At 44.2% G+C, this 25,620-nt stretch carries 27 protein-coding genes and 2 pseudogenes; 9 read left to right on the top strand and 20 right to left on the bottom strand.

Going from position 1 to position 25,620, the window contains the following annotated elements:
* The first annotated feature begins 45 nt into the window (after positions 1 to 45).
* Positions 46 to 1,659, top strand: coding sequence for a citramalate synthase (gene cimA / locus P2A85_RS13875; RefSeq protein ID WP_377481015.1), 1,614 nt, complete (start codon positions 46 to 48; stop codon positions 1,657 to 1,659).
* Positions 1,660 to 1,797: 138 nt separating this feature from the next.
* Positions 1,798 to 2,841, top strand: a complete 1,044-nt coding sequence (locus tag P2A85_RS13870) for a YhcG family protein (RefSeq protein ID WP_377481013.1) — start codon at positions 1,798 to 1,800, stop codon at positions 2,839 to 2,841.
* Between the two features lie 70 nt (positions 2,842 to 2,911).
* Here P2A85_RS13870 and P2A85_RS13865 read toward each other — a convergent pair.
* From P2A85_RS13865 to P2A85_RS13855, 3 genes and pseudogenes are all read right to left on the bottom strand, one after another.
* Positions 2,912 to 3,001: pseudogene (locus tag P2A85_RS13865) on the bottom strand (IS630 family transposase); the annotation flags it as partial.
* Positions 3,002 to 3,220: 219 nt separating this feature from the next.
* Positions 3,221 to 4,078 (bottom strand): hypothetical protein, encoded by an 858-nt coding sequence (locus tag P2A85_RS13860; protein ID WP_377481010.1) that lies wholly within the window; start codon positions 4,076 to 4,078, stop codon positions 3,221 to 3,223.
* Between the two features lie 415 nt (positions 4,079 to 4,493).
* Positions 4,494 to 5,162 carry a hypothetical protein gene (locus P2A85_RS13855; protein WP_341739968.1) on the bottom strand — a complete coding sequence of 223 codons (669 nt, stop codon included), beginning with the start codon at positions 5,160 to 5,162 and terminating at the stop codon, positions 4,494 to 4,496.
* An 859-nt stretch (positions 5,163 to 6,021) separates the two neighbouring features.
* On the opposite strand from P2A85_RS13855, the gene P2A85_RS13850 reads away from it, so the two are divergent.
* Positions 6,022 to 6,681, top strand: coding sequence for a Uma2 family endonuclease (locus P2A85_RS13850; protein WP_377481007.1), 660 nt, complete (start codon positions 6,022 to 6,024; stop codon positions 6,679 to 6,681).
* Between the two features lie 77 nt (positions 6,682 to 6,758).
* Here the strand turns inward: P2A85_RS13850 and P2A85_RS13845 are convergent, their stop codons facing one another.
* From P2A85_RS13845 to P2A85_RS13830, 4 genes are all read right to left on the bottom strand, one after another.
* Positions 6,759 to 8,909 carry a peptidase domain-containing ABC transporter gene (locus tag P2A85_RS13845; protein WP_377481004.1) on the bottom strand — a complete coding sequence of 717 codons (2,151 nt, stop codon included), beginning with the start codon at positions 8,907 to 8,909 and terminating at the stop codon, positions 6,759 to 6,761.
* A gap of 187 nt (positions 8,910 to 9,096) precedes the next feature.
* Complete coding sequence (locus P2A85_RS13840; RefSeq protein ID WP_377481001.1) at positions 9,097 to 9,255, bottom strand: hypothetical protein; 159 nt, start codon at positions 9,253 to 9,255, stop codon at positions 9,097 to 9,099.
* 124 nt (positions 9,256 to 9,379) lie between these two features.
* Positions 9,380 to 9,589, bottom strand: a complete 210-nt coding sequence (locus tag P2A85_RS13835; protein WP_377480998.1) for a hypothetical protein — start codon at positions 9,587 to 9,589, stop codon at positions 9,380 to 9,382.
* 156 nt (positions 9,590 to 9,745) lie between these two features.
* On the bottom strand, positions 9,746 to 9,973 hold the full coding sequence (locus P2A85_RS13830; RefSeq protein ID WP_377480996.1) for a secretion protein HlyD: 228 nt from the start codon (positions 9,971 to 9,973) through the stop codon (positions 9,746 to 9,748).
* Between the two features lie 561 nt (positions 9,974 to 10,534).
* Here P2A85_RS13830 and P2A85_RS13825 point away from each other — a divergent pair.
* The 4 genes from P2A85_RS13825 (at position 10,535) to P2A85_RS13810 (ending at position 14,566) form a co-directional block, all read left to right on the top strand.
* On the top strand, positions 10,535 to 11,650 hold the full coding sequence (locus P2A85_RS13825) for an HlyD family secretion protein (protein ID WP_377480992.1): 1,116 nt from the start codon (positions 10,535 to 10,537) through the stop codon (positions 11,648 to 11,650).
* 257 nt (positions 11,651 to 11,907) lie between these two features.
* Positions 11,908 to 12,297 carry a hypothetical protein gene (locus P2A85_RS13820; protein ID WP_377480989.1) on the top strand — a complete coding sequence of 130 codons (390 nt, stop codon included), beginning with the start codon at positions 11,908 to 11,910 and terminating at the stop codon, positions 12,295 to 12,297.
* A gap of 204 nt (positions 12,298 to 12,501) precedes the next feature.
* The gene (gene trpS, locus P2A85_RS13815) at positions 12,502 to 13,512 is read left to right on the top strand and encodes a tryptophan--tRNA ligase (RefSeq protein ID WP_377480986.1); all 1,011 of its coding nucleotides are present in this window, start codon (positions 12,502 to 12,504) and stop codon (positions 13,510 to 13,512) included.
* Positions 13,513 to 13,675: 163 nt separating this feature from the next.
* Entirely contained in the window at positions 13,676 to 14,566 is an 891-nt protein-coding gene (locus P2A85_RS13810) for a methylenetetrahydrofolate reductase (protein WP_377480983.1), read from the top strand.
* Between the two features lie 273 nt (positions 14,567 to 14,839).
* Here P2A85_RS13810 and ureG read toward each other — a convergent pair whose 3' ends face one another.
* The 6 genes from ureG to P2A85_RS13780 all read right to left on the bottom strand — a co-directional run bounded on the left by ureG (position 14,840) and on the right by P2A85_RS13780 (position 18,979).
* Entirely contained in the window at positions 14,840 to 15,436 is a 597-nt protein-coding gene (gene ureG / locus P2A85_RS13805; protein WP_341735020.1) for an urease accessory protein UreG, read from the bottom strand.
* A 30-nt stretch (positions 15,437 to 15,466) separates the two neighbouring features.
* Positions 15,467 to 16,156: an urease accessory protein UreF gene (locus tag P2A85_RS13800; RefSeq protein ID WP_377480980.1), complete on the bottom strand. Its 690-nt coding sequence runs from the start codon at positions 16,154 to 16,156 to the stop codon at positions 15,467 to 15,469.
* A gap of 75 nt (positions 16,157 to 16,231) precedes the next feature.
* Positions 16,232 to 16,669 (bottom strand): urease accessory protein UreE, encoded by a 438-nt coding sequence (gene ureE / locus P2A85_RS13795; RefSeq protein WP_341732628.1) that lies wholly within the window; start codon positions 16,667 to 16,669, stop codon positions 16,232 to 16,234.
* Between the two features lie 175 nt (positions 16,670 to 16,844).
* Positions 16,845 to 17,300, bottom strand: a complete 456-nt coding sequence (locus P2A85_RS13790; RefSeq protein WP_377480977.1) for a DUF4168 domain-containing protein — start codon at positions 17,298 to 17,300, stop codon at positions 16,845 to 16,847.
* Between the two features lie 479 nt (positions 17,301 to 17,779).
* The gene (locus tag P2A85_RS13785) at positions 17,780 to 18,100 is read right to left on the bottom strand and encodes an EcsC family protein (protein ID WP_377480974.1); all 321 of its coding nucleotides are present in this window, start codon (positions 18,098 to 18,100) and stop codon (positions 17,780 to 17,782) included.
* Positions 18,101 to 18,472: 372 nt separating this feature from the next.
* The gene (locus tag P2A85_RS13780) at positions 18,473 to 18,979 is read right to left on the bottom strand and encodes a hypothetical protein (protein ID WP_377480971.1); all 507 of its coding nucleotides are present in this window, start codon (positions 18,977 to 18,979) and stop codon (positions 18,473 to 18,475) included.
* Positions 18,980 to 19,511: 532 nt separating this feature from the next.
* Between P2A85_RS13780 and P2A85_RS13775 the strand changes: the two genes are divergently transcribed.
* Both P2A85_RS13775 and P2A85_RS13770 read left to right on the top strand, forming a co-directional pair.
* Positions 19,512 to 19,937: a DoxX family protein gene (locus P2A85_RS13775; RefSeq protein WP_377480968.1), complete on the top strand. Its 426-nt coding sequence runs from the start codon at positions 19,512 to 19,514 to the stop codon at positions 19,935 to 19,937.
* Positions 19,934 to 20,262 (top strand): annotated as a pseudogene (locus P2A85_RS13770) (DUF4385 family protein). Before P2A85_RS13775 ends, P2A85_RS13770 begins: the two are co-directional and overlap by 4 nt.
* A gap of 233 nt (positions 20,263 to 20,495) precedes the next feature.
* On the opposite strand, the gene P2A85_RS13765 reads toward P2A85_RS13770, so the two are convergent.
* From P2A85_RS13765 to P2A85_RS13735, 7 genes are all read right to left on the bottom strand, one after another.
* Positions 20,496 to 20,963, bottom strand: coding sequence for a regulatory protein RecX (locus P2A85_RS13765; RefSeq protein ID WP_340541195.1), 468 nt, complete (start codon positions 20,961 to 20,963; stop codon positions 20,496 to 20,498).
* A gap of 90 nt (positions 20,964 to 21,053) precedes the next feature.
* Positions 21,054 to 21,464, bottom strand: a complete 411-nt coding sequence (locus tag P2A85_RS13760) for an AbrB family transcriptional regulator (protein ID WP_340520587.1) — start codon at positions 21,462 to 21,464, stop codon at positions 21,054 to 21,056.
* 75 nt (positions 21,465 to 21,539) lie between these two features.
* Positions 21,540 to 21,860: a hypothetical protein gene (locus tag P2A85_RS13755; protein WP_377480965.1), complete on the bottom strand. Its 321-nt coding sequence runs from the start codon at positions 21,858 to 21,860 to the stop codon at positions 21,540 to 21,542.
* A gap of 304 nt (positions 21,861 to 22,164) precedes the next feature.
* On the bottom strand, positions 22,165 to 22,317 hold the full coding sequence (locus P2A85_RS13750; protein ID WP_377480963.1) for a hypothetical protein: 153 nt from the start codon (positions 22,315 to 22,317) through the stop codon (positions 22,165 to 22,167).
* A 4-nt stretch (positions 22,318 to 22,321) separates the two neighbouring features.
* A complete protein-coding gene (locus P2A85_RS13745; protein WP_377480960.1) occupies positions 22,322 to 22,522 on the bottom strand; it encodes a hypothetical protein in 201 nt (66 codons plus the stop codon).
* A gap of 71 nt (positions 22,523 to 22,593) precedes the next feature.
* Positions 22,594 to 24,918, bottom strand: a complete 2,325-nt coding sequence (locus P2A85_RS13740) for a CHAT domain-containing protein (RefSeq protein ID WP_377480957.1) — start codon at positions 24,916 to 24,918, stop codon at positions 22,594 to 22,596.
* A 4-nt stretch (positions 24,919 to 24,922) separates the two neighbouring features.
* Complete coding sequence (locus P2A85_RS13735) at positions 24,923 to 25,177, bottom strand: hypothetical protein (RefSeq protein ID WP_340520575.1); 255 nt, start codon at positions 25,175 to 25,177, stop codon at positions 24,923 to 24,925.
* Between the last annotated feature and the right edge of the window lie 443 nt (positions 25,178 to 25,620).

The raw sequence follows: 25,620 nt of genomic DNA, 5'->3' as shown, positions 1-25,620 counted from the left end.
AGTATGATAATTCATATATTACCAAATTGAAATTTCTAATTCCCCATGACAAATCGGCTCTGGATCTACGATACCACGCTGCGAGACGGTGCCCAGTGCGAGGGACTCTCCCTATCTCTGGAAGACAAACTACAAATTGCTCGTCAGTTAGACAGTTTAGGAATTCCTTTTATCGAAGGTGGCTGGCCAGGGGCTAATCCTAAAGACGTACAATTTTTTTGGCGACTGAAAGAACAGCCGCTAACTCAAGCAGAAGTTGTGGCTTTTTGTTCGACTAGGAGACCGTCCAGGGCGGCGGCTAATGATGAAATGTTGCAGGCTATTTTGTCGGCTGGTACTCACTGGGTAACACTGTTTGGCAAGTCTTGGGATTTGCACGTCATTGAAGGGTTGAAGACGACGCTAGATGAAAATTTGGCGATGATTGCAGATACCATTGAATATTTGCGGAGTCAGGGAAGGCGGGTTATTTATGATGCTGAACACTGGTTTGATGGCTATAAACACAATCGAGATTATGCCATTCAAACATTGAGGGCGGCGGCACAAGCTGGTGCTGAATGGCTGGTGCTTTGCGATACCAACGGCGGCACTTTGCCTCATGAAATTAGTCAGGTTGTGCGAGAGGTTTCAGAGGTTTTAGGGATCGATTCAAACTCGTCTTTACAGTTAGGGATTCACACTCATAATGATTCGGGGGTTGCGGTGGCTAATGCTTTGGCTGCTGTGCAGGAAGGAGTGAAGATGGTACAGGGAACTATTAATGGCTATGGCGAACGCTGTGGCAATGCTAATTTATGTTCTTTGATTCCTAATTTTCAGCTTAAGTTGGGTTATGATTGTATTCAAGATGAGCAATTAATCAAATTAACTCAAGTTAGTCGATCGGTTAGTGAAATTGTCAATCTTGCTCCCGATGACCACGCTCCTTTTGTGGGGCTTTCAGCCTTTGCTCACAAGGGCGGGATTCATGTATCCGCTGTTGAGAAAAATCCGCTAACTTACGAACATTTAGAACCGGAAAAAATCGGCAATTGTCGCCGCATTGTGATTTCAGATCAATCTGGTTTGAGCAATGTTTTGGCCAAGGCTAAAACGTTTGGAATTGAACTCGATCGCCAAGATCCTGCTTGTCGCCAAATTCTGGAAAGATTGAAAAAATTGGAAAGTCAGGGCTATCAATTTGAGGCTGCTGAGGCGAGTTTTGAATTGTTAATGCGAGAAGCTTTGGGAAAGCGTCAGCCCTGGTTTACAATTCAGGGATTTCAAGTTCACTGCGATAAGGTAGGCGAAGATTGTGCGGCTTTAGCGACGGTGAAATTGTCGGTAAATGGCACAAATATTTTGGAAGCTGCGGAAGGAAACGGCCCGGTTTCAGCTTTGGATACGGCTTTGCGGAAAGCTTTGGTTAATTTCTATCCGGCGATCGCACATTTTTACCTAACAGACTACAAGGTGCGGATTCTCGACGGTGGCGCGGGAACTTCTGCTAAAACTCGCGTGTTGGTTGAGTTTAGTAACGGTCAAGATCGCTGGACGACGGTTGGGGTTTCTGGTAATATTTTGGATGCTTCTTGTCAGGCTGTTGTTGAAGGTTTGGAGTATGGTTTGGTGCTAGAAAATCAAGAGGCGATCGCCCTAGTTTGTAGGGTGCATTAACTACGGAATAAGACAGTTAACGGTTGACGGTTGACGGTTGACAGTTGACAGTTCACCGTTGACTGGATTTTACCAGGATGATGCTAGCAAATTTGATATTACAGACGATGATTAGGCAAAATCTGTGGGGATTAAGATATGGCAAATAACTTATCAATTCCAGAAGATTATCATGATTTTCTGCGGGAACTTAAGGGACGTATTTTACAAGCTCAAGTGCGGGCTATACTTTCTGTTAACCGCGAATTAGTGTTGCTTTACTGGCAAATTGGACGGGATATTTTAAACCGCCAGCAGCAGCAAGGATGGGGAACAAAAGTTATAGATAATTTAGCTACTGACTTGCGAACAGCTTTTCCTGAGATGAAGGGTTTTTCACCTCGCAATCTCAAATATATGAGGAGTTTTGCGGAAACTTACCCGGATGAGCAATTTGTGCAAGAGGTGCTTGCACAAATTACTTGGTATCACAACATTGCCTTAATGGAAAAACTGAAATCGTCAGAGGAACGCCTGTGGTATGCACGCCAGACTATCGAGCAAGGATGGAGTCGAAATGTATTAGTTCATCAAATAGAAAGCGGGCTATACCGACGACAAGGGAAAGCTGATACAAACTTCTCTCGGACTCTGCCTAATCCTCAATCAGAATTAGCGCAGCAACTGTTGAAAGATCCTTATAATTTTGACTTTATCAGTTTAAGCCAAGAAGCACAAGAGCGAGAATTAGAGAAAGCTCTAATCGATCGCATTCGCGACTTTTTGCTAGAGTTGGGAGTGGGTTTTGCTTTTGTCGGTAGTCAGTATCACCTGGAGGTGGAAGGGGAAGATTTTTATATTGATTTGTTATTTTATCACTTACATTTGCGCTGTTTTGTGGTAATTGATTTGAAGGTAGAAGCCTTTAAACCAGAGTTTTCAGGGAAGATGAGTTTTTACGTTTCGGCTGTGGATGATTTGCTGAAACACCGGGATGATATGCCAACTATTGGGATAATTTTATGTAAGAATAAAAAGCAGAAGATTGTGGAATATGCTTTGCGGGATCTGAATAAGCCGATCGGGGTTTCGACTTATCAATTGCGGGAGGCTTTGCCGGAACAGTTACAGGGGAGTTTGCCGACTGTTGAGCAGTTAGAAGCTGAGTTAGAGGCAGTGGAGATTGAAATTGAGGAGGAATGATATAGCAACCGCTTTCGTCGGTTAGGACGCAAGGCGCAAGACATCCAAGGGTCGCATCCCGTAAGCAATCAAGTTGACTGGCTTCAATAATTTTTAAGCCATCAAGCTTGATAGCTTGGATGACTTTCTCGCGTAGATCGTAGCTGTAGGGTTGAGGCATAAGTGGTGGTGCGATCGCTCCGCAACAAAAAAGACTATCCTCAGTTTACGCTCTAACCGCCTTGGCGGTTGCTATACCACATTAAAAGTTAGGCGAACTAACGATAATCAGCCGTTTATTGGAGTTAATTTCAAAACAGAACTTTAGAAAAATTAGCTCCTAGTATTTCACTAGGAGCTAACAGAGTTAATTGATTGCGGGAAATTTAATCCGTGAAACTTACAAACCAAAAAGTGGTTTAATTAATGAGATTAATTCTTGAACCACCTTAGCCGATGCAGCAAAGTCCTTAACTATGCGTGTAAGCCCTCTGATGGCTTTATTGGCTAAATCTTGATTTTGTTCAGGTTTTTTACCTGCTTCTGCTAACGCCTTCACTTCGTCTAGAGCGTCTTTTTTGTCATCATCTGATAATTCTTCAGAAGATTTTATTTGTGTTTCTAGCTGAGTTAACAGTTCTTTGATTCCCGGTTTATTTGGATCAGATGAAGAAGGTAACTGCTGGATAAGATTATTAAAGGTGCTATGGTCTCCCATATTGGCTATAATTTCACGGGCGTTAGTAAAATCTTGAGTACGATGGTCGTCTTGCATTTTGGTATTGTTTCCGATTTGTTCGACTGTATGTGTGAAAACGTGAAAGATATTCCCGTTGTGGGTAAGCGTGTTTGTGTTGTGGGAAGTCGTGTTTATCTTGAAAAGATTGTTCAACATTCCTATGTAGTCAGTGATAGGCGTTGGCTCATCAAAATGCACGATCTCAACAAATTGGACTTGTGAAAGAAAGGGTTGAGGGACTTGAATAGGATCTGGATTTATTGTACGGTCTGATTTTCCATAAAAATCGTATTTTCCTCCAATCCCACATTGGAACGTATCAGTATTCCAAAGACGCTTACCGCTTTTATCAAGTAAAACAATGATGACTCGACTGTGAGCGCCCTTTAATTTATTTTTTGTCCAGCTTCGTGTGGATAGAGTCAATACCCCGGATTCACTTAGAGAGCAAGACGTTTGGATGAAAACGCCGTCTGCTATTTCATCGATTCGAGATTGAAAGTAGATAGGAAACGCCATCAGAAGACTCCTTCTAAGTTTCTATATAATGCTTTTCTGTTTCCCAGGCTTCATACCGGATAAATAAAATGTGGAAAATTGTACATCACTGTGTGGGGGAAACCGTACAGGATGCGGACAACAACAAAGTACGATCGCTTGTTAATTTTTCTGTAATCCCAAGTTTTTACGAATTTAGGATCTTTCCAAACATCGGATTTATCGGCTTCACATAGTTACGGGACTGCCTGTTATTGCAACGGTGGCTAAAGCTTGTCAAGAATTACTACCATTAATTACATCATTTTTCGGCTTGTAGAATCATTGCTGTTTATAGCGATCGCGTCGTCCCCACTCGTTGAGGAAATTAGTTAAATGGAAACGAAACCCCCTTAAGTAACACTGACTTAGGGGGGTTTGTTGGTATAGTACATTTTTACTGAGAAACCAAATAACGTATGCCAGCTTTTACTTCAGGAGGTAAATCGTTATAAGTTGCGTAGACTTCCTTGATAGTGTGGTTCACTACTTCCCGTGCGCTTCTTCCACCACTTCGATCTTGAACAAAGATATCGATTTTTGCTATATATTTAGCTACTTCAGGGTTAATTTGAAATTGGTTAGAGCCGCTCCTATTTGATGAACAACTATCGGGCTTACTGCAAGCAGTTGGTATGTCAAATACTTGAGATGCAAAGAGGGCACGACCTTTACTGTCTGAACCAACAACAAAGACACTACCCTTTGTCCCTGAAGTATACGAACTACTTACTGCGTGTGTTTGAATAACAATCAATCCGTTTCGGTAAAAAGTTGCATTTGCCTCTGCATACCCTCCACCCATGCTTTTCCTACCATGTCCCTGAAGTATCCCGCTGATTTCTACAGGAAGAAAGCTGTTTCTGGAAGATACCTGCGGAGAACTAGCAGTGCGAGTTTCTTTACTCTTATTGGTTTGAGTGTCTGGAGCCGTTGTCTTGCCTGAATATTGATGTTGTGGGGCGGGAGCTTGGTTAGCGAAAGCCGGCTTTAATCCGACAGAATTCATGCTGGTAAAACCGACTAAGGAAAGAGTGAAAATTAATGCTGATTTTTGCAGGTTCATTTTGTTTAAGTCCGTCTGTGTTTTCATACTTAAACAATAGGGTGAACTTAATTAGCGTTGGTTAGTGGTTGTGAGACTTTCAATAGATGGTTACAGTTTTAGAGGAACTTCAACCCATTTCTGCCGTTTGACGCTGTTTGAGTGTGGACGGTTGGTGAATTGGACTACCGCGATCGCCTGAAATTACCGAACAGAAGAAGGATAGGGAGCGATCGCCTGAAAATTAAACAGGCTATAGAGCGGCTATGGAGAGGCTATAAAACAGGGGTGATTTTTTAGTGTGCAGCGAGGGGCTAGGGCGTGTTTTCAAACTACTCCTTAAGATTTAGATCCCCCTAAATCCCCCTTAAAAAGGGGGACTTAAAGACTCTTTCCCCCCCCTTTTTAAGGGGGGCTGGGGGGATCTTTGGGTTTGAAAACACGCCCTACGCCTACGCGCTACTCTCTGATTGACGAATCACTCACCAACAATGACACAACTCGAACTTTTCCCCGACGACTTCAACACTAAACCTAACGTCACTCAGCCTCAGTTATAGCAGTCGCCAAGGCGAAGAAGGTCGTTGAACCCTTCGACTCCGCTCCCTGAGCGATCGCATAAATGCCTTAACCACCTTGGCGGTTGCTATAAAATGCGATTTCGCTGCCAGATTTGCGATTTTACTGATAGATTATTGATAGCGACGCACCTGACGATATTTTGTAGGGTGCGTCGCTACCAAAAAATTGATTTTACTGATAGATTGTTGATAGCGACGCACCTGACGATTATCGCGCTGTGAAATCTAAATACACAGCCTGAACCGCTATAATACGAGTAATTCAGAAACAGAATTACTATTCGCTAGAGAGCTAACCCATGACCGCAGCGATCGCGACACAAATCAATCAAATTAAGTTGACTCCTGGTAGTGCCATGATCGTTTCAGGGCTAACCTGGAAAACCTATGAAGCGTTGCTGCAAAACTTGGGAGATAATCGCCCAACTCGCATTGCCTATAACCAGGGAGTATTGGAGATCAGGATGCCAGGAGAACTTCACGAAATCGTCAATCGGTTGCTGGCAAAAATCATTACAATGCTGGCAATGGATTTGGGGATGGAGGCAAATGATTTTGGTTCCACTACGCTGAATCGTGAAACCATCGATCGCGGCATTGAACCCGATACCTGTTTCTACATCCAAAATGCCACACCAGGGCAAGGGATGGAGACAAAGGCTTCTGAAAGTCTTGCCCCCGATTTGGCGTTGGAAGTAGATATTGCCAGTTCTTCAGCCAGCAAAATGTCTATCTATCTGGCAATGAAAGTTCCCGAAATCTGGTTGTATCGGCGGCATAAATTGAGCATTCAATTGTTTCAGGATGGGCAGTACACCGATGCACTTAATAGCCGTGCTTTTCCTATGGTGAGTGTGGACCAGTTGAATCAGTGGATTGAACTACGAAAAACGGAGACGGATCTGACTGTGTTGCGAGAAGTGCAGAATTTTGGTCGGGAATACATTGCATCAAACTGAAAATCAAAGTCTGCGATCGTAATACTACCCTACTTTTATAGATATGCAATCCAAAAATTTCATCAGTTCTAACTCGCTCAAGGATGCAAAAACTCTAAATGATCTCCGGGAATCGATCGCAATCTGGCAGCAGATCCTTGCACTTTCAACTTCCCCCGTTCTAACATAATAATCCAATCAGCGCGATCGATCACCCTCGGCCTGTGACTGATAAAAATCGTAGTTTTTCCGTGTCGGTACATCAACAACTGTTCTAAAACTTCCGCTTCACTGGCCGGATCTAAGCCGGCGGTAGATTCGTCTAAAATCAATACGGGTGGATTGTTGAGAATTGCACGGGCGATCGCCAATCTTTGTCTTTGTCCACCAGAAATATTCGCTCCAAATTCCCCTAAAACCGTTTGGTACTTATCTGGTAATTGACTGATAAATTCATCCGCCCCAGCAATTTTACAAACTTTAACAATTTGTTCAAAGCTAATTTCTGGATAACCCAAACGGAAATTTTCTAGAATCGATCTACTCCAAAAATGTGCTTCTTGGGGAACCAAAACTACCTGCTGTCTGAGACTGTCAAGAGACAAATCCTGTAAATTATAATCACCAATTCTAATATTACCAGATTGCAGCGGATACAAACCAGCAATTACTTTAGCTAGGGTACTCTTGCCACAGCCGGAATAGCCAATTAAAGCGATGGATTGACCACCAGGAAACGTGACCGAAAAATTTTCCAGCAAATCCAGTCTACCTGGATAGTGAAACTTAACATTTTTACAAACAATATCGTCCCGGTTTTGAATTTGTACATAAGGTTTATTCCGGTCGCTTTTGCTTTCCGGTTCAGCGTCTATCACCTCCGATAGCCGCTGAGTTGCTGTCTGGACGCGAGTCATTTCGTCACTAAATCCTACCACTGAGTTTACTAAATTTGTCACATTTTGATTCATGCTGATAAAGGCTAGTAATTGACCGATACTCAATACTTTTTCAATCACTAAACCGCTCCCCAGCCACAGGATAGTAATGCTCCCCGCCGAGGCAACAAAACCCGAAAATATATTATTTAATATCCCAATTTGGGTAGTCCGAAAAGTAAGATTAGCTAAACGACCAAAGCGTGTTTGCAATTCTTCCCAAAGTTGTTGGCTGCTGCTAGTAGTTTTGACGGTCAACGCCCCTTTAAAAGTTTCTACCAACATCCCTTGCGTTTCGGATTCTAGTACAAGTAAGTTGCGTGTTTTTTGCTGTAATGCGGGCAGAAATATTATAGTAGAAGCAGTCATAAAACACGCAATCAGTGTAGCGGCTAGTGTGAGTTCTTTGCTATAAAAAAGCATGAAGCTAAAAGAAACTATTGCTATAAAAAATTGACTGGGTAAGCTGATGGCTACTTGAGAAACTAATTGATTTATTTCTTGAATATCTTTTAATCTACCGATGACTTCGCCACTGCGTCTACTTTCGTAAAAGCTCAGAGGTAAACGTAGTAGTTTGCGCCCGAATTCCATCACGAATCCCAATTCTAATCGCTGGGAAAACTGAGCAATTAAGTTCGACTGCACGAGTCCTAAACTGCTGCTAAATAGGTTCATGACTATAACGGCGATCGCCACACTAGCCAAAAGTTGCGTATCGCCTCGTACCAAAATATCATCGGTGAGAATTTGCACGAGAAAAGGCGAAGAAATTGACAGCAAACCTAAGACTATATTTAGCAAAAATGCTTCCATCAAAATCGAGCGGTAAATCCCAATGCGTCGCATCCATCTCTGTAGAGAACTTGCGGATGCTTGACTCTCTCCTTGGGCAAAAAACCGCTCTGGATCTGGTTCCACCAGCAAGCACAACCAATCGGTCCAAGCAGTAGCTAATTCCTCTTTGGAAACATAGCGGATGCCGACTCCTGGATCGGCGATCGCATATTTTTTGCCCTGCTTTCCATACAAAACTACCCAGTGATAACCTTTCCAGTGAATAATAGCAGGTAGAGGGGCATCATCCAGCTTGTCTAAAATGGCAGATGCTGCTCGTACCGATCGAGCATTAAAGCCGATCGCCTCAGCTCCTTGTTTTAAGCCCAGTAAAGTCGTCCCTTGTTGACCGGTACCGACGAATTCTCGCAAACGACTAATAGTCAAATTTTGACCATAAAATTTAGCGATGGAAGCCAAGCAAGCAGCTCCACAATCTTCTTCACTATGCTGGAGAACAACCTGATATTTCATAAATTATTGACTTTTTCGGAGATGGTATTCTCTGGAAAAATCACAACATTTTTTGACAATTTATTGTCATCACCAGAGCCTAAAACAGATTACACATCGCCGGATACTCAATCAGAAAAAAGCACCCATAATGTTATGGGTACTTCCTCGATTCACAGTTATAAAGCTGAATTAACCGACTTCAAATTTACCAGTAGCGAACTACTGCTGTGAAAGTACCGTTACGATTACGGCGGTATACAATGTGACGACGGGGACGGTAACAGCCATAGTAACCACCGTTGACACTAGCAGATTCTTCAGCAGTGATTTCAGTAAACAGTGAGCTCTCTTTAGTTGCTTGCATGATAAACTCCTTTTAAGCTGATAAAATTGGACAATAATTAGAAATTTCAGCTAAATTCTAGATCATCGTTTAAATTGGAATTTCTGAATTTTTACACCAAAATTTCTGAAGTTCTCACAGTCAGTTACCAGTCGTAGTAGCGACGATAGGACACATTGTGTACGTACCCATGAACTGGGCGACCATCGAAGTAGGGATTGTAGCTGTAGTTATCGCAGTTGCTACGACGGCTGACATAACGATAACGATGAGCCCCGTTGACACTGGCAGATTCTTCCGGCGTGATGTCAGTAAACAGTGAGCCCTCTAGTGAGGTGTCTTTAGTTTCTTTCATGATAGACTCCGTTTTATGCGCTCAAATTGGACACAAGCTAGAAACTTGATAAACTTTCTAGCTTCGTTTAAATACTGATCTATGTTTCTTAAAAGCAGATGGTTCTCCGGAATATTACGGAGAATTTTTCCCAAGTAAGCCCCTACACTTACTTTTCTAAACTACGATGGTTTTATAGGGACGCTGGCGACTCGGATCGTACATATAAAGTTGACTGACATCCGGTACAAAAAAGAAGGTATTGATATCATCAGCATTGCTATTGCTGGCATCGCTATTACTGTGGATATCGCTGACACCGCTGCTCCTATTACCACCGCTGACAGTAGCTGATTCGGCATCTGTTAGTTCAGTAAACAGTGAGTGTTGTTGATTTTCAAACATGAGGAACTCCTTGGAAATTTAATTAATCAAAAATTTGCAGTCAAGACTTTTTCGTCCCTCTGTCTCAGAGAGATCGATTTCAAGTCAAAGATTCGGTGAGATATTCAATACTTACGTGTAATGAAAATAGAACCCGGTTTTTTTACCAGTCTCGATATGGGAGCGAAGTTGGGATGCTCATTCAGGGAATCTGTGCGGATTTTTGGCTGTAGCCTACGAATTTTGATTGAGACTTCTAAATGTATCCGGGCTATCCGGAAAGTTAAAAATAAATGCGCTCAAAGAAATAAGGATGTTTAGAGTTATACCATTTTCATCAAGTCCTACTACAGATGTAGTTCTTAGCCCCCCCCTTAATAAGGGGGGGTTGGGGGGGTAGATATGTAGCGCTACTTTATGAAATTGGTATTAGTCACTATGTGGAATTTTTAAAGCAACCCGAACCGTGGTTAGGACATGATTAATTGCTGAAATCGTTAGGGCTAATTAGGCGATCGCATAAATTTCTTCCCTTTTCCATCTTCCATCTTCCATCTTCCCTCTTCTTACCCTGTTGTCGCCATGTCTCCTCTTCCCGAATCCCCATCCGTTGAAACCTTTGAGAACGACCAATTTTTGCCCCCTGTCAGCCGCTGGACAAGTTGGGGGGGAATTTTGATGGTGGCTACCTTTGGAGGTGCGATCGCCCTTGCTAGCGTCACCAAATACAGTGCTACAGTTAAAGCAGATGCGATCGTCCGCCCCGCCGGAGAAGTGCGCGTTGTACAAGCGACAACAGAGGGCACCGTCGAAAGCATTGCGGTTACTGAAAATCAGGTGGTGAAACAAGGAGATCCGATCGCCGTTGTGGACGCATCCCGCTTAGATAGTCAAAAAAAGCAATTCCAAGAAACTGTCACTCAGTCTCAGACAGCAGCCGATGAAATCAATCGCCAATTGCGGGAATTGGACAATCAAATTTTAGCTAGCGCCCAATTTCCGAGTATCCAAAATGAAAGTTCCGCAGCAGATAAATTAGTGGAATCAGCTCTGGTAAAATTAGCAACATCCCTGCCCGATGTAGCCGAACGATTAGGCAGAAGTCGGCGGGTTTTGCTGGTGAAGCGATCGTCAATTCAACAGCAATTGATTCAAGCCCAAAAAGAACTAAATCAAGTTGAATTAAAACTCAAATATAGCGTTGTCAGATCCCCAGCAGACGGTACAATTCTCAAAGTAGAATTACAACATCCTGGTCAAACTGTGCAAGCAGGAAGTGCGATCGCCCAAATCGTCCCCAGCGACGTACCCCTGATAGTCAAAGCCAAAGTAACCTCCCAAGACATCGCTCGCATCCAAATCGGCCAACCCGTACAAATGAGAATTTCCGCCCTTCCCTTCCCCGACTACGGAACATTGAAAGGTACTGTCAGCGAAATTGCCCCAGATGCGATCGCCCCTCAAAATCCTGCTAATAATTCAGGTGGTTCTTATTACGAAGTTTCGATTAAACCCGATAAAACTTATCTAACGAGAATCGAGTCTGCTAGCGGCAATTTTTTGGGAGGTTCCCAAGCAAATGAGCCGCGCCAATATGCGATTCAATCTGGAATGGAAGGAAGAGCCGATATTATTACCGGTCAAGAAACAGTATTGACATTTGTGTTGCGGAAGGCAAGGTTAATGACAGATATGTAATTAGTCATTAGTTATTTTGAGACGGTGATTGAAACCGCACACTCTTCAACCCGCGCACCATCCGGGTTTTGTTTGTGTAGACGCGGTTTCAACCGCCGAGTCTAATTACTTTTGCAATATTAGAAGATTATGACAATACAATTGCGATAAATCTTAACAATTATGATGAGAAATTCGCTCAAATATATGCTAAAGTAGAAAGCGATAAGGAAGAACCATCAATATTAAATAACTTCAGTAGAAAAACGGCTCGTTATATGCGATCGCAAATAGCCGGCGACCTAGGATATTTCCACCACGGCACAAACTTAATCGACCAGGCGATCGCCTCAATTCGCGGCATAGTAGAAATAGAACAAGCCAGGAGCGATCGCACCAACCAAATCGCACTCCGCAACAGTGAGGACAAAGAGAAAGATCGGGACGATCGACTACAAAGCACAGTACAGGCGATCGGCGTCGGTTTAGCCGCCGGAGGAATTGCAGCATCCAGCGGCACAGACAAAGTATTCGAGACAGTCCAAAACTATAAAATTCCAATTTTAATGCAGTTGCATCCCTTTCTATTTTCCTTTGCCTTGAGTTTTGCGATCGCCCTTTTCGCAGCCAGCATCACTTGGTGGCGCACCAAACCGAAAAACAATTGACAATTGACAATTGACAGAGAGGTTTTTCAGACTGGGATTTAAACCTATTTATAAAAATAATCCGCCTTAAATACCCGTTGATTCTTGAGTCCGCGCAGGCGGACTTCGTTTGTGTAGACGCGGTTTCAACCGCCGAGTTATATTTGACTTAGATCGAGATAACGTGTCAATATAGGAATGTGACTTAAATTCTCCTCTTTCCTCATGGGTAAACAGCGCGTTCTTTCAGGAGTGCAGCCAACAGGCAATATGCACCTAGGCAATTATCTCGGTGCCATTCGCAACTGGGTAGAAGGTCAAAATCAGTACGAAAATTACTTTTGTGTAGTTGATTTGCACGCAATTACCGCACCGCATAATCCAGCAACTCTCGCATCAGACACTTACACCATCGCCGCGCTTTATTTAGCTTGCGGCATCGATGTCGAACATTCGACTATTTTTGTGCAATCCCACGTCTCGGCGCACACAGAACTAGCATGGTTACTTAACTGTATTACGCCGATTAACTGGCTCGAAGATATGATTCAGTTTAAAGAAAAAGCAGTTAAACAAGGCGAAAATGTCAATGCTGGATTGTTGAATTATCCCGTATTAATGGCAGCAGATATCTTGCTTTACGATGCCGATAAAGTGCCAGTGGGAGAAGACCAAAAACAGCATTTGGAACTCACTCGCGATTTGGTAAACAGATTGAATCACCAATTTGGTACACCAGAAAACCCTATTTTAAAACTTCCAGAACCGTTGATTCTGACTGACGGTGCGAGAGTGATGAGTTTGACAGATGGCACTCGCAAGATGTCCAAATCTGACCCTTCCGAACTGAGTCGAATTAATATGTTAGATTCACCAGATACGATCGCCAAAAAAATCAAGCGCTGCAAAACTGATGCCGTGCGAGGCTTGACTTTCGACGATCGCGATCGCCCCGAAGCCAGAAACCTACTCACCCTGTACCTGCTGCTTTCCGGCAAATCCAAGGAAGAAGTTGCAGCGGAGTGTGAAAATATGGGTTGGGGAGACTTTAAACCCCTGTTGACAGAGACGACAATCAATGCCCTGAAACCGATTCAGGATAAATATGCAGACATAATGGGCGATCGGGGATACTTGGAGTCAGTATTACGTCAAGGAAAGGAACAAGCTGAAACTATTGCCAACCAAACTCTAACTAAGGTTAAGACAGCTTTCGGTTATTCTTTACCAAATTAGTTGTTAGTCATTAGTCATTAGTCATTAGTTATTGGTTATTGGTTATTGGTTATTAGTTGTTGGTTGTTGAAAATAACAAATAATCAACAACCAACTGCCAACTGCCAACTGCCAACTGCCAACTGCCAACTGCCAACTGTCAACCGTCAACTGTCAACAAATAATGAATCGTTTTCGCACTGCTTGCACCACCCCCGGAGAATTTATAATTACCGCCGAAGTTGCCCCCCCCAAAGGCGGTGATATCACTCACACCCTGGCAATGGCTGAAATGCTCAAAAACCGCGTTCACGCCATTAATATCACCGATGGCAGTCGTGCAGTGCTACGAATGTCTCCCCTAGCAGTATCCGTAATTTTATTGCAGCACGGCATTGAGCCGATTTGTCAAGTTGCTTGTCGCGATCGCAATCAAATTGGTTTGCAAGCAGATTTGATGGGAGCACACGCTTTAGGCATCCGCAATATATTAGCACTAACAGGCGATCCAGTCAAAGCAGGCGACCATCCAAAAGCCAAAAGTGTATTTGATTTTGAAGCAGTACGATTGCTGCAAGCTATTAAAAAAATGAACGGTGGTACCGATTGGAATGACAAACCTTTAACAGATGGAGTTACTGATTTATTTGCCGGTGCTGCTGTTGACCCACAATCACCCAGTTGGTCAGGTTTACAAAGTCGCTTTGAGAAAAAATTAGAAGCAGGAGCCCAGTTTTTTCAAAGTCAATTAATCACAGATTTTGAAATTTTAGATAAGTTTATGCACCACATTGCTGCGGGTTCTAACAAACCAGTTTTAGCAGGAATTTTTCTGTTTAAATCCGCTAAAAATGCTGAATTTATCAAAAAGAATGTGCCGGGAGTTCACATACCACAAGAGACGATCGATCGTTTGGCAAAAGCTCCAGAACCCTTACAGGAAGGCATAAAAATTGCCGCCGAACAAGTTAAGCTAGCGCGACAAATTTGTCAAGGAGTTCATATGATGGCTGTCAAGCGGGAAGATTTAATTCCTCAAATTTTGGATTTGGCAGGAATCAAACCCATGAACTAACATTAAATCCTAGGGGCGGGTTGTATAAATTATCCATGTTTAAAACTAATGATTTAGTAAACCCGCTTTTCCCCGCTGTAGATAATCCAACAACTTCTGAGTTATACCATTTCTCTAAAATCGTGCAACAATCTTTGACCCCCCCTAACCCCCCCTTATAAAGGGGAGGGACAAGACTACTGTTGCATTCTTTTTTAAAATTGGTATTATATTAATCAACTACCTTTAAAAATGCTCCCTTCGACTCATTAGATATCTAATTTCAATAGAATTCTAGACTAGATGGTAGCGGATAAAATTAACTACCGATTCTAATCCTTCCTGGCTTTTCAAATTAGTAAAAACAAAAGGTTTTTCCCCACGCATTTTTTGAGTATCCCGTTCCATCACTCCTAAATCTGCTCCCACATAGGGTGCGAGGTCTGTTTTATTAATTACCAGCAAATCGGATTTAGTAATTCCTGGTCCTCCTTTGCGGGGAATTTTGTCTCCCGCAGCCACATCGATTACGTAAATTGTCAAATCTACTAACTCAGGGCTAAAAGTTGCCGCTAAGTTATCCCCCCCACTTTCGACAAAGATTAAATCTAAGTCAGTGAATTTGTATTCCAATTGTTCAATAGCCACTAAATTGATCGAAGCATCTTCCCGAATAGCCGTGTGGGGACAGCCTCCGGTTTCTACGCCCAAAATTCGATCGCTATCCAAAGCTTGACTCCGCACCAAAAACTGTGCATCTTCCTGAGTATAGATATCATTAGTCACCACAGCCATCTTGTAGTGCTGACGGAGGGATTTGCACAAAGCATCAAGTAAAGCTGTTTTTCCCGAACCAACAGGGCCCGCAATTCCAACACGAAAAGCACTCATAGCGATTTTTGATTTGATATTCTCTGATTTTTAACTGCGAAATAATCGAGTATATTGAGTTTCGTGGGCCATACTAGCTAGGGCCAATCCCCAACTACAACTACCAAGGTCGTCATCTTCTAATTTTAAAACTTCTTGGGCAGTAAAGCTAATTTGTGAGTGCAAATCTAACAATAATTGTTGACCGGCTGTTTGACCAAGGGGAATCAATTTCACGCCCGCACTCGCCAAGTTTGTCGCCCAACTGTACAAATATCCTAACACGGCGGCTTCTTCTTCAATCTGCCAGCAAGCGCAAGCAATGCTAAAGGCGATGGCAAAATTGCACTGATTACCCTCCGATGCCACGAATTCTGGTACTATTTTCGTTAATCCATCCGGTGTGGGCGATCGCAAATCTAGCAATAACCGCATCAAAGTCCGTCCCATTTGCCAACTTTGCGATCGCAATTCTTCAGTTTCCTTAGTCGCCGTCGCCCATCCATTCCAGTAACTTAAAGCTGTTAAATCCCCTTTCTTCGCCGCTCTCAAACCCCGTACCGCCAGCGCAGCCTCTACTCGAATCGCCCCGAATTGCAGGGAGTCTTGCAACCAACTCCTCAAGCTAACTTCGCTATCGATCTCACCTGTTTCTACTAAAATTTCGAGCCCTTCAGAATAACTATAAGCTCCCACAGGTGCAAAAGCTAGCTGCAATAAACATAAAAGTTGACTGTTCACTGTTGATTGATTTGGTTTGCCTTTACTCTTGATTGTTCTCTGTTCGCTTCTTTCGTAAATCTCAAATCTCAAATCTTAATGGCTATGGCCATAAGCTCCCACTTCTGGGTGAAATGGTACAATTTCTGCTGTTACTTCCAAACCCATTTTTTCCAGCATTCCCTGCAAGACTGAATCGGGAGAAAACTTTAAATAATTATCAGCCACTTCTAAAGCTACGTGGCGGTTTCCTAAATGATAGGCCGCCCGCATCAGTAGCAGCCGATTTCCAGCACGTACTGCGAGCACTGCTTCTGGTTTGGCTGTGACTCGCACTAAACAATTACCGTCTTCCGACTGCAATAAATCCCCATCGCGCAGTACAGTACCTCTGGGCAAACGCAAGTTTACCACTTCCCCGGCATCCGTTTCAAATCGGTGACGACTGCGAGTGCGATCGTCCGCAGTCAGGGGTAAAACAAAGCTGACTACAGCATCAGGATTTGCAGGCAAATGTTTTGTAAAAATTAGCATATTTATATTTTATCCCTCACAGGATTTGATGTCGCACCTAATTTTTGAGGAATATCTTATTTATCGGGATTTTCCTTTGAATCGGGAATCGGGAATAGGGAATTGGTGATTAGCTATTGGCACCAACCAATCACCCATAACTAATCACCAATCACCAATCACCAATCACGAATAACTATGGATTAGCAGTTTGTTGTTGCAGCCGTAGCAACTCGGCTTGAATTTGTGCTTTGACAGCCGGATTAGCTTGCTGGAGCAAAGTAAGCTGGTTGAAGCGAGCAACTGTCAAACCACTATTTTCTATAATTTTTTTAGCTTCGTCGCAGTAATTTACTGCCACGCCGCGAATGTTTCCAGAAAGCCTATTGATTCCCTGAGCTTCGTTGCACAATACTCTTGGAACCGCTCCACCTGGTGCCATTCCTTTTATTTCTCTATAAGCTTTCTCGCGTCTAGGTTCCATTGCTAAGACAGCACGAGCGTAGCTAGTAATCTCCTCTCTGCTAATCTCTTGAGCTTGGGCGCTCGATCCAAAAACCAGGCTGGGCGAATTGCCGTAAAAACCGGGAACCCATCCGCTAGCCAAGGCTGCTGCGGAGATGATGCTTGCTAGCAGGGATTGCCTCAGCATTCGATTGAGATGCAATTTAGGGGTGTTAAGTGAAGTGTTCATGGTCGTCGGTGATTGCTTGTGTTTAGATAAAAATGACACAGGGCTGGGAGGCTCAATCTTTTTGAATAATTTGGTGGCAAGAAAGTTCCTGCCAGGAAAAAAATGTTATATTTTCGCAGAATAGTTTGGGATTTTCTCAGGGCGATCGAATTTAGCTGGATGCTACAGGTAATTCTAGCCACATATATATATTGATAGCTTGCCTATCTGGTCGATCCGCATCGTCAAACAGCCTGTGGCTCACGCGGCAGTTAATAACATTTTTTCCATGACATTACATATTCTAACATTGTTGGGAACTTCCGAAAATACGAATTTTTGAGCGTGATTTATTGCTAGAGAAAAGGAGACTATTTTTTCTCATAATCAATGGGGATTAAGAAAGTTTAAATAAATCTAAAATCACTTGACATCATGGGCGATCGCCCTGTCAAAAGTCAAACAACTCCCTTAGACTCGTAAAACCTACAAGCAGCGTACCCCACCGTATAAAACATCACAGCATTGGTACTCGCGCCGATCGCCATTCCTGCCAGTGGCACATTTCGCAGCCCACCAAAAAGCACTTTCAGCACTTCGGAACTACCCACCGACAGGCCAAAAATAGCCAAAACTTCCGCTCGCCTAGTTGGTTCGCGCACATCCATACCGTAAGCCGCAGCAATCTGATAAACCATTTGGGCTTGCAACTGCGTTGTCGCTACCAAATCCACCGCCAGCAGCGCCAAGGCGACTCCAGGGACAACGCTACTTACCAAGCCGATACCGCCAGCATAGATGGCTTTTTCTACTACAATCCTTTGATACTCCCCAGGGCTGAAGCCACGGGGATTCTTGAATGAATCCGAAAACTCTCAAAGGTGCTATCAAATCACCTCTACACGCTCAAAACAACTACCCTTATAAAAGATATTGCAATTGCGCTTACTTTTAAATTGTGTTTGTTTTCATAGACCATCACAACGCCAGATAGGTACGCTTCACACTCTGCCATTACTTGTCAGTTATACAGGCTTACTACTCCTTGAGGAGTGTGGTGGCTCACGCTCGCCGGGATTTCTCCGATACTAGAATGTTTCAACACGTAGATGGTTGTCTTACTTACAATCTATTCTAACTCAACTTTTCAATCAGTTAGATCGGGAAATATTGAAGGCGGTTGAAACCGCAGCCACTTTCCTCCCCATGTCTAAAGCCAGGGGCTTCTCGCTCGTTTTTTGGTGAGCGATTTCGGCAGGAGTTTCCTGGGGATACTCTTGCTGCAACTTTTTCACAGCAGCTTCAGCACTGGCGACATCCACCATACCGATTAAGGTTAGCAGCCCTTCGGCACGGAAAAACTTCAGGAATTCTCGCAGCAGAGGGTTGTCGCCCACTGCTTCCAAAACTTTTCCTGTCTCGCGGGTGGCTGTGTCGAAATATTCCTGGGCTTGTTTGAAAGTTGTCTCGGCTGCTTCCCCCGCACTGGCGGCGGCAGCCGTGCCAATTTCCGTTCCTGCTACACCGATCGCGTTAAGTGCGATCGCCGCCGTTTCCGCAGCAGCTTGAGCCGTTTTTACCTGCACCTGAAACGCTTCACAAACCGAATTTGCTGGGGGCTTGATTTCCTCTGTTGGTTGCTGCTGTTTGTCTGTCATGAAAGCTAAATTCCCGATCGCATTACCTCAATTTCTAATTTAGCAATGCCAGCCCAAATCAACCTAGGGCATGAGACATAGGGCTTTGGATAGATTTTCTAGTTTTGAGTTGCAACTTAAATCAACCTCATTAAAACTAATACCATTTCTCTACAATCGTGCAATAATCTTTGACCCCCCCCTAACCCCCCCTTATAAAGGGGAGGGACAAGACTACTGTTGCATTCTTTTTTAAAATTGGTATAAAAAGATCTCCTGTGAGAGTCCCGCAGCAGTTTAAGTGGTCTGGGAATCTGGGTCTGCTATTTTTTTTAGGAAAACTGCCGGAGGACAGAGGCGAGATCCGGCAACGGGCGATTAAGATTTTCATAAAATACCCGTGCTGTTTTTTTGGGTGACAATCCGCAGCCGTTTGTCAAAGTTCCCCTAGCGGTTAGTTGTTGACGGGGAAAACTGGGTAACTGTTTCACAAACAGCGGATTTTGGCAAGGATTATTGCTACAAATTTACAATTTTTAATTAATGCTCTCCCATGAAAACTCAAAAAGAAATTTGGCGAGTTATTCTCGCAGTGGCTATTAGTGTGGTAGGGGTTCTCCACTTTGCAGTCCCCGCACCTTTTATCAAAATCATGCCACCCCAGCTTCCTTACCCAGAAGCATTGGTTTATATCAGCGGTTTTTTCGAGATTTTGGGAGGGATTGGTCTATTAGTTCCTCCCGTGAGTCGCGCCGCCGCCTGGGGATTAATTGCTCTGTTTATTGCCGTGTTTCCAGCTAATATTAATCAGGCCATGAACAGCATTCCCATAGAAGGGATTCCCCACCACCCACTTCTGTATTGGTTCAGGCTGCCTTTTCAAGCTGTCTTAATTGCTTGGGCTTGGGTTTATACCAAACCCGATCAAAGGATGGAGGGGAATTCTGTAGTTTCGGAGAGAGTACAAAACCCTCAATGAAGCAATTTGACTACAATCAGGATTTTAAGACGATCGACTTTCGAGAGCACCCGCAACTTTATCGGGTAGGGAAAGGAGAACAGGGAGTGCTGTTGGTGTAGCCCTATAAAGGAGAAATTCTGCCTTTTTGGAGATTTAAGACTCCTGAAATTGCCGCGGAGTCCAGTAGCAAAATTTACTCTCTGTTTTTAGAGTATCTCGATTGGAACCGGATTCGGAGAAAGCGGAATCTGCCACTATTTTTAAAGAGAAATGGATGCTGGCCAAAAATAACCCCAAATATCTACAGCTTTTAGCCAGACACAAACAGATGTACGAATCGTGAGCGAACCTGACGGTCTAACGGTACTCCGTTAGACCGCAAGCTTCTATTTCCCTTTGTGCAAGGGCTTTTTTGATTAAAAGTTGCCAGTTGGGGACTACCACCTGTTTTCTTGCCTTTTCGATCTAAGTCCCATAGTTAGAAAAACTGACAACATAGAATAGGACCCCCAAAACAGCAGTACAGTTAAGTTTGCCGAACTGGGGGCTTCTGAAATCGAGCTTGGTCCTAGTAAATTACTCGTCTGCTTCTTCCTGCTGCCACTGCTGCCAAATTTCAAAGGGATTAAACCCCCTGTATTGGAGGTAATTCAAGACTTTACCCTTGGTCTTTGGATCTACTTTATCCCAAGTATCAATCTTGTATTTTCGCATGACTTTGGCTTTTAATCCGGCAAGTTTTTCTGCTTCGGAGTCTACATTTTCAGCAGATTCTTCCTCCCAAACTTGCTCGAACAAATCGCTGGAAATTCCTTTTTGCAAGCACTTGCGCTTGACGGCAGACTTCCCGTATTTGCCTGCAGCAGAGGCGATCGAGTTTGCCACCAAGCGAGTATCGGACTGATAGCCCCGGTCTTGAATTTGCGCGATCGCCTCCAATATTTCGACCTGGCCAAAACCTTTCTCTTGCCCCTTTTTGCGAAGTTCAGAGGCACTGTAGTCTTTGCGAGACAAGAGAAAATAGAAATAGTCAAGACAGCTCATCAGTTAAATCGAAGGTTGGCGCGCAAATATTCATACAGTGAATGCCAAATTTAGTCGCCTTACCATCGGCTGACTGCATCAGGTTCGCTGCTATTCTTCTGTATCCTCCTCTTGATCGTCCATGTCTACATCAGCTCTGTCCACATCGATCTGAATCAAGCGAATGTGCTTGTATCCGAGTTTAATTTCAAACTCGTCTCCGGGCTTTAATCCCATTTCTTGGGTATAATTTGCCCCGATCACGATGGAACCATTCTTGTGAACGCTAGCTCGATAACTGGCTTCTCGTCCGCGTCCATCAGCTTTCGACTTCTCTAGCTCAATTCCCTTAGCAGCTAACACTGCATCGTAAAACTCAGCCAAGTTAATCCGAGTTTCTCCACTCTTGCTCACTGTGAAGTAGCCGCAAAGCTTTGCCAGTTCTCTGCGTGGCAAATCGCTGCCTTTGATTTTTTGAAGCAGACCTTTTCCTGTTAAGGGTGCTGTTGCTGTTTCTGCCATTGACCGTACCTCGCTTATTGGACTTTACTTATATCAATTACAACACATTAGATGAACTTTGTTTGACTGTCAATACTAAGAATTCTGAATATTAAGATTCTGGATTAATTTCTGCGGCCTCAAGGTCTGGTCTGAAACTAAAGATGCTGGATCTGTGATATATTTGCTGCTCAATCCTGATGATTGAGCTCGCGACGGAGATCGACTCCGGGATTGTTGCTGCAAATTAAAGAGTTTACTTTTGGAGAGTAAAGTCTGTTCAGCAGCTTTCACCAGTCCCCCGATCGGGTCTGCCATTAAAGTAAAAAGCCAAGCGCGATCGCTGGAAATACCTAGGGTACCAGGTAGAGGAAATCTGTGGAAACCGCCGATCGCTGCGGGATGAAATTTTACCAAATTTTACGTCAACAAGATGAAGCGGTACTGATTGTCAATGGCACTGGCACCTACTCGAAAAGCCAGTTATTCGCCCCTGGAATGACCTCAAAACCCCAAATCCCTGGGAGGAATCTTCTATTAAACTGTTCACCATATAACTTGTAGAGAACAGACCAGGGGGATGGCAATCCGATCGGAGTTGGGTAAAATTTGCCCTAGCCGTTGCACAGGTTTTAGCCCAAAAGGCACTCAATGAGCACTGGTACAAACCATCGCGCAACCACCCTGACAGCTAGTGCAAAATATTGGCCACACCACAAATTCACAGCCGTTCCTGGCAGTGATTTGCGGCAGTAATGTACTGAATTTCTACTGGTTCCCTGTAGGTTGTCGCTCCCAAAGCACGATCGGCCACAAATCCACCACCAAGGCAAAGTCGTCCCTGAGCCTCACTCTTGGCACAAAAACGATCCAACACCCTAGAGGTAGAGCAAATGCCTTGGCACACAGGACTTTTTTAATTGCTGAAACCATTGATTTTGTTGAATTTTCCCCTCAAATTCTGCTTCTTTCTGCTCCAATTGTGCGTTGTTCTCTAAATCAATTTGCCCGATCGGACAAGCCGATCGACACTTGCCCACCAGCGTATTTGGGCTGAGTGGACCTGTCGATCGGGTCACAAAAATTGTACATTTTAACAGTGGATACAGAGAATCACAACACTAGAATATTCCTCCATACTTTTGATGGATCATCGCGCTTTTTGCAACTTTTGCAGGGACTGCCAATCGCGAATTGCCGCCTCGGACCACAGCCAATTTTTCGCCAGGGCATCAGGCCCAAAACTCAGCGGATCGCTAGCAATCACTTGTTGGCGAAATTCGATCGCTTTGGTCAAACGAGCTGCTTGCTGTTGAGGCGTCAGGTTGGGAAGAGATTTTGCCATCACCATTCCCAAACCGGCGATCGCAGTTAAAATATCATTGCCCGCTTGCACAGACACAGAAGCAGTTGGTTTGTTGGGAATCGGTGCGATGGAATTGAGCACTTCCGCCCAAACTTGATAAGCACGATCGAAATTACCTTCAGCATAATAAGCAAAACCTAAAGCATTCCGATACTTCAGGGAATGTGGACGCGCCTTGAGAGCGATCTCCCAGGAACGCCTCGCGTCGTCAACACTGTATTTTTTGTTGCCGATTTGTTGAAATTGCCAAGCCAAACGACCTTTAAGAAAATTAACTTCTGGCTGATCCATGGCAAATTTGGGGACAGCTTGCAGAGCACCTTCTGCCTGTGGTAGTGCTACTCGATCGAGCAATGCTTCTGTGGCTTTAAGACCGGCCCAAGTCTCCCCAGCCTGAAAGTTGTTCAGAGCGATCGCCATTACTTTAGCAGTCTGAGTTTGTTCCAAATTTACCCGCTGTATTTGTAGATAACCTTGGGAAATAGGAGTCCGCACCGTCGGTAATAACTCTTCGGGTTTGGAATTGCTGTTTTGCAATTGCCGCCACCCCAAAAAACCAGCCCCCAAAGCCAGAGGCAACGCACAAAACGTCACAGTCAGATATTTTTTCCATCCCAATTTTTTGACTGGTTTGACAGTAGCTACTGGAGTCCGACTTTGTTGAGTAGTAGCAAGGGAAGAGCCAGGAGTAGAAATGGGGGGTGTTACTGCCGGAAGTGGAGACCGGGCATTTACAGTCGAGAGAGCAGAATTTTGCTCCCGCCCATTCATGGGAAACCCTAATTTGTCTGGAAAATGGCTCCTGACTTCCCCATCAGCACAGTCTGCTTCTTCCTCAACATTAGCGGAATTCCAAGTCTTCGATTTGGCACCAGCCAACAGTGGCTGCGTTTCCGACGCTAGGGATTTTTTGGGCTGCAAAGAATCTCCTGTCCCTTGTTGAGTAGGAGTACCTGTCAGATAGCCGTCAAATTCGGGGTGCTGGTAGAGAATCGGCAAAGCCCAGTATAACTGATGAGAACCGTAGGCAGTAATCAGTCCCGCTCTAGCCCGACTCAGGCTCAGATCCACTGGATAGCCTTGATTCAAGTTGCGGTAAAACAGCCGTGTCAGAGTCAGGGCCACATCGTCGGGGATGCTTTCTGCCATTGCTAACACCGCAGGAATCCCCCGCTTGACCAAAGCTTCTGTTAAGTTGCGTTCGGGGCTATCTTCCCCTTGCTTTGAGGCATTGCTGTAGGCGCTTCGGCAAGAGTTGAATACGGCCATTTGAATGCCGTTGTTGACTAGCAAACCTGCTAAGTCGTCGCCACTTAAGGTTTCGGTTAAGCCCGTGCGGCTGCTGACTAGGTAAAGTTCGCCACCTCTGGAACCCAAGTTGCTATGTCCGGCGTAGTGCAGAACTTGGTAGTGCCCTTGTTCTAGGGCTTGGGTTAATTGTTCTCGATCGGGCTGTTCGAGAATTGTCAATTGAATCTCTGGCGCGTGCAGGTTGTGTTTGAGGGGGTTCACAGTCCGGTTTTGGAGTTCTTCTTGCAGGTGAAGAACTTCTCGCTTTAGTTGCAAGCTGTCTCGATCGCTGGGAGAGGCGATCGCCATTAAAATCCTTAACGGGCCGCTATTGGGAATAATGTGAGTTGGTTTTACTATGTTTGTACCCGTGTGGTAGCGCGAGAAGACCACATCAGTGCCAGTGGCCAAGGGGCGATCGTCAGCGTGTAGAACCTCCCAAGGCAACCGTGACAACCGTCTGTCTTTGATTCCCACACGCAGTTGCAGCACTTCTCGGCGATGCTGTGCTATGCCTTGAGCGCAAGTCCAGCTATCGCGCAACCGCCCTTGAAATAGCCCACTGTGTAATTGTTGGCCGAGGGCTACTAAATTTGGTGCTGGATTTTTTGCCGATCGCGACAGCACGCGACTGGTTTTTCCCTGAAGCAAGCCCATTAAGGGGTCATTCATCAGTTCGGCAGACAAAGCCAGCCATTGGTCGATCGGCCAGCGGACTCTTTCTTCTCCCAAGGGTACACCGGGTGCAACCTTTTCTGTCCGCACAAAGTATTCGTCATCCTCAACAGGGGTGACAGACAGTCTAAATTCTTGGCTCACAGATTTAATGCCCTCCCGCCTCAATTCTGAACTTTCCTAGGTTTTTGTCACTAGCAATAACAATTGACCAACTTATGTTTACTCTTTCAATCAAAGTTTCTGAATCGGCGTCTTCCCATCTGGCGATCGCCTGGTTGCGAAATATTTGCTCAAACACTTTGAGGTTATAAAACTTGTACTTTAATAACAGTTTATTAGTTTTTATGGCCTTGTGGCTCTTGGAAAGCTTACTTAACTTAAATATTCCTATTTTTGACATTTTGCACCTCTACCACAGACCCCTTTACATTGGCGGTAAACTCAAGTTTTTCATTGCATGGTGAAGTTAACTTGGGAGCACTTTACCAGGCGGATCTTTAGTTCTTATTAGAATTACTTCTACTCTCACCCACCGGTTTCAGGGTAATATGGCTAACAAAGTTGAGGTAATTTTTCGGGGAGAGTGCCTGGGAGGTAAATGTCGCCACCGCTTATCCTCTACCATCTGCCCTCCATCTCCCACCTCCATAGTGTGTCAATTATACCATTTTCATAAATTCCTACTACAAATGTAGTTCTTAGCCCCCCCTTAATAAGGGGGGGTTGGGGGGGTAGATATGTAGCGCTACTTTATGAAATTGGTATTAGTTAATTGGTCTGTCGATTGAGCATTGGGTATTTGCCATTGGGGATTTGGCATTGCCCCCCTCCAGACCAGGGGCA

Origin of the sequence: Microcoleus anatoxicus (assembly GCF_042465725.1) — a bacterium.
GTDB classification, from domain to species: domain Bacteria; phylum Cyanobacteriota; class Cyanobacteriia; order Cyanobacteriales; family Microcoleaceae; genus Microcoleus; species Microcoleus anatoxicus.
The sequence above is the reverse complement of the archived record's forward strand: the minus strand, read 5'-3'. Positions and strand labels throughout refer to the sequence as shown.

Excerpts from the sequence above, each read along its gene's own strand:
- cimA (WP_377481015.1), top strand. The coding sequence starts at position 46 with ATGACAAATCGGCTCTGGATCTACGATACCACGCTGCGAGACGGTGCC.
- P2A85_RS13870 (WP_377481013.1), top strand. The coding sequence starts at position 1,798 with ATGGCAAATAACTTATCAATTCCAGAAGATTATCATGATTTTCTGCGG.
- P2A85_RS13860 (WP_377481010.1), bottom strand. The coding sequence starts at position 4,078 with ATGGCGTTTCCTATCTACTTTCAATCTCGAATCGATGAAATAGCAGAC.
- P2A85_RS13855 (WP_341739968.1), bottom strand. The coding sequence starts at position 5,162 with ATGAACCTGCAAAAATCAGCATTAATTTTCACTCTTTCCTTAGTCGGT.
- P2A85_RS13850 (WP_377481007.1), top strand. The coding sequence starts at position 6,022 with ATGACCGCAGCGATCGCGACACAAATCAATCAAATTAAGTTGACTCCT.
- P2A85_RS13845 (WP_377481004.1), bottom strand. The coding sequence starts at position 8,909 with ATGAAATATCAGGTTGTTCTCCAGCATAGTGAAGAAGATTGTGGAGCT.
- P2A85_RS13840 (WP_377481001.1), bottom strand. The coding sequence starts at position 9,255 with ATGCAAGCAACTAAAGAGAGCTCACTGTTTACTGAAATCACTGCTGAA.
- P2A85_RS13835 (WP_377480998.1), bottom strand. The coding sequence starts at position 9,589 with ATGAAAGAAACTAAAGACACCTCACTAGAGGGCTCACTGTTTACTGAC.
- P2A85_RS13830 (WP_377480996.1), bottom strand. The coding sequence starts at position 9,973 with ATGTTTGAAAATCAACAACACTCACTGTTTACTGAACTAACAGATGCC.
- P2A85_RS13825 (WP_377480992.1), top strand. The coding sequence starts at position 10,535 with ATGTCTCCTCTTCCCGAATCCCCATCCGTTGAAACCTTTGAGAACGAC.
- P2A85_RS13820 (WP_377480989.1), top strand. The coding sequence starts at position 11,908 with ATGCGATCGCAAATAGCCGGCGACCTAGGATATTTCCACCACGGCACA.
- trpS (WP_377480986.1), top strand. The coding sequence starts at position 12,502 with ATGGGTAAACAGCGCGTTCTTTCAGGAGTGCAGCCAACAGGCAATATG.
- P2A85_RS13810 (WP_377480983.1), top strand. The coding sequence starts at position 13,676 with ATGAATCGTTTTCGCACTGCTTGCACCACCCCCGGAGAATTTATAATT.
- ureG (WP_341735020.1), bottom strand. The coding sequence starts at position 15,436 with ATGAGTGCTTTTCGTGTTGGAATTGCGGGCCCTGTTGGTTCGGGAAAA.
- ureE (WP_341732628.1), bottom strand. The coding sequence starts at position 16,669 with ATGCTAATTTTTACAAAACATTTGCCTGCAAATCCTGATGCTGTAGTC.
- P2A85_RS13790 (WP_377480977.1), bottom strand. The coding sequence starts at position 17,300 with ATGCTGAGGCAATCCCTGCTAGCAAGCATCATCTCCGCAGCAGCCTTG.
- P2A85_RS13780 (WP_377480971.1), bottom strand. The coding sequence starts at position 18,979 with ATGACAGACAAACAGCAGCAACCAACAGAGGAAATCAAGCCCCCAGCA.
- P2A85_RS13775 (WP_377480968.1), top strand. The coding sequence starts at position 19,512 with ATGAAAACTCAAAAAGAAATTTGGCGAGTTATTCTCGCAGTGGCTATT.
- P2A85_RS13765 (WP_340541195.1), bottom strand. The coding sequence starts at position 20,963 with ATGAGCTGTCTTGACTATTTCTATTTTCTCTTGTCTCGCAAAGACTAC.
- P2A85_RS13760 (WP_340520587.1), bottom strand. The coding sequence starts at position 21,464 with ATGGCAGAAACAGCAACAGCACCCTTAACAGGAAAAGGTCTGCTTCAA.
- P2A85_RS13735 (WP_340520575.1), bottom strand. The coding sequence starts at position 25,177 with ATGTCAAAAATAGGAATATTTAAGTTAAGTAAGCTTTCCAAGAGCCAC.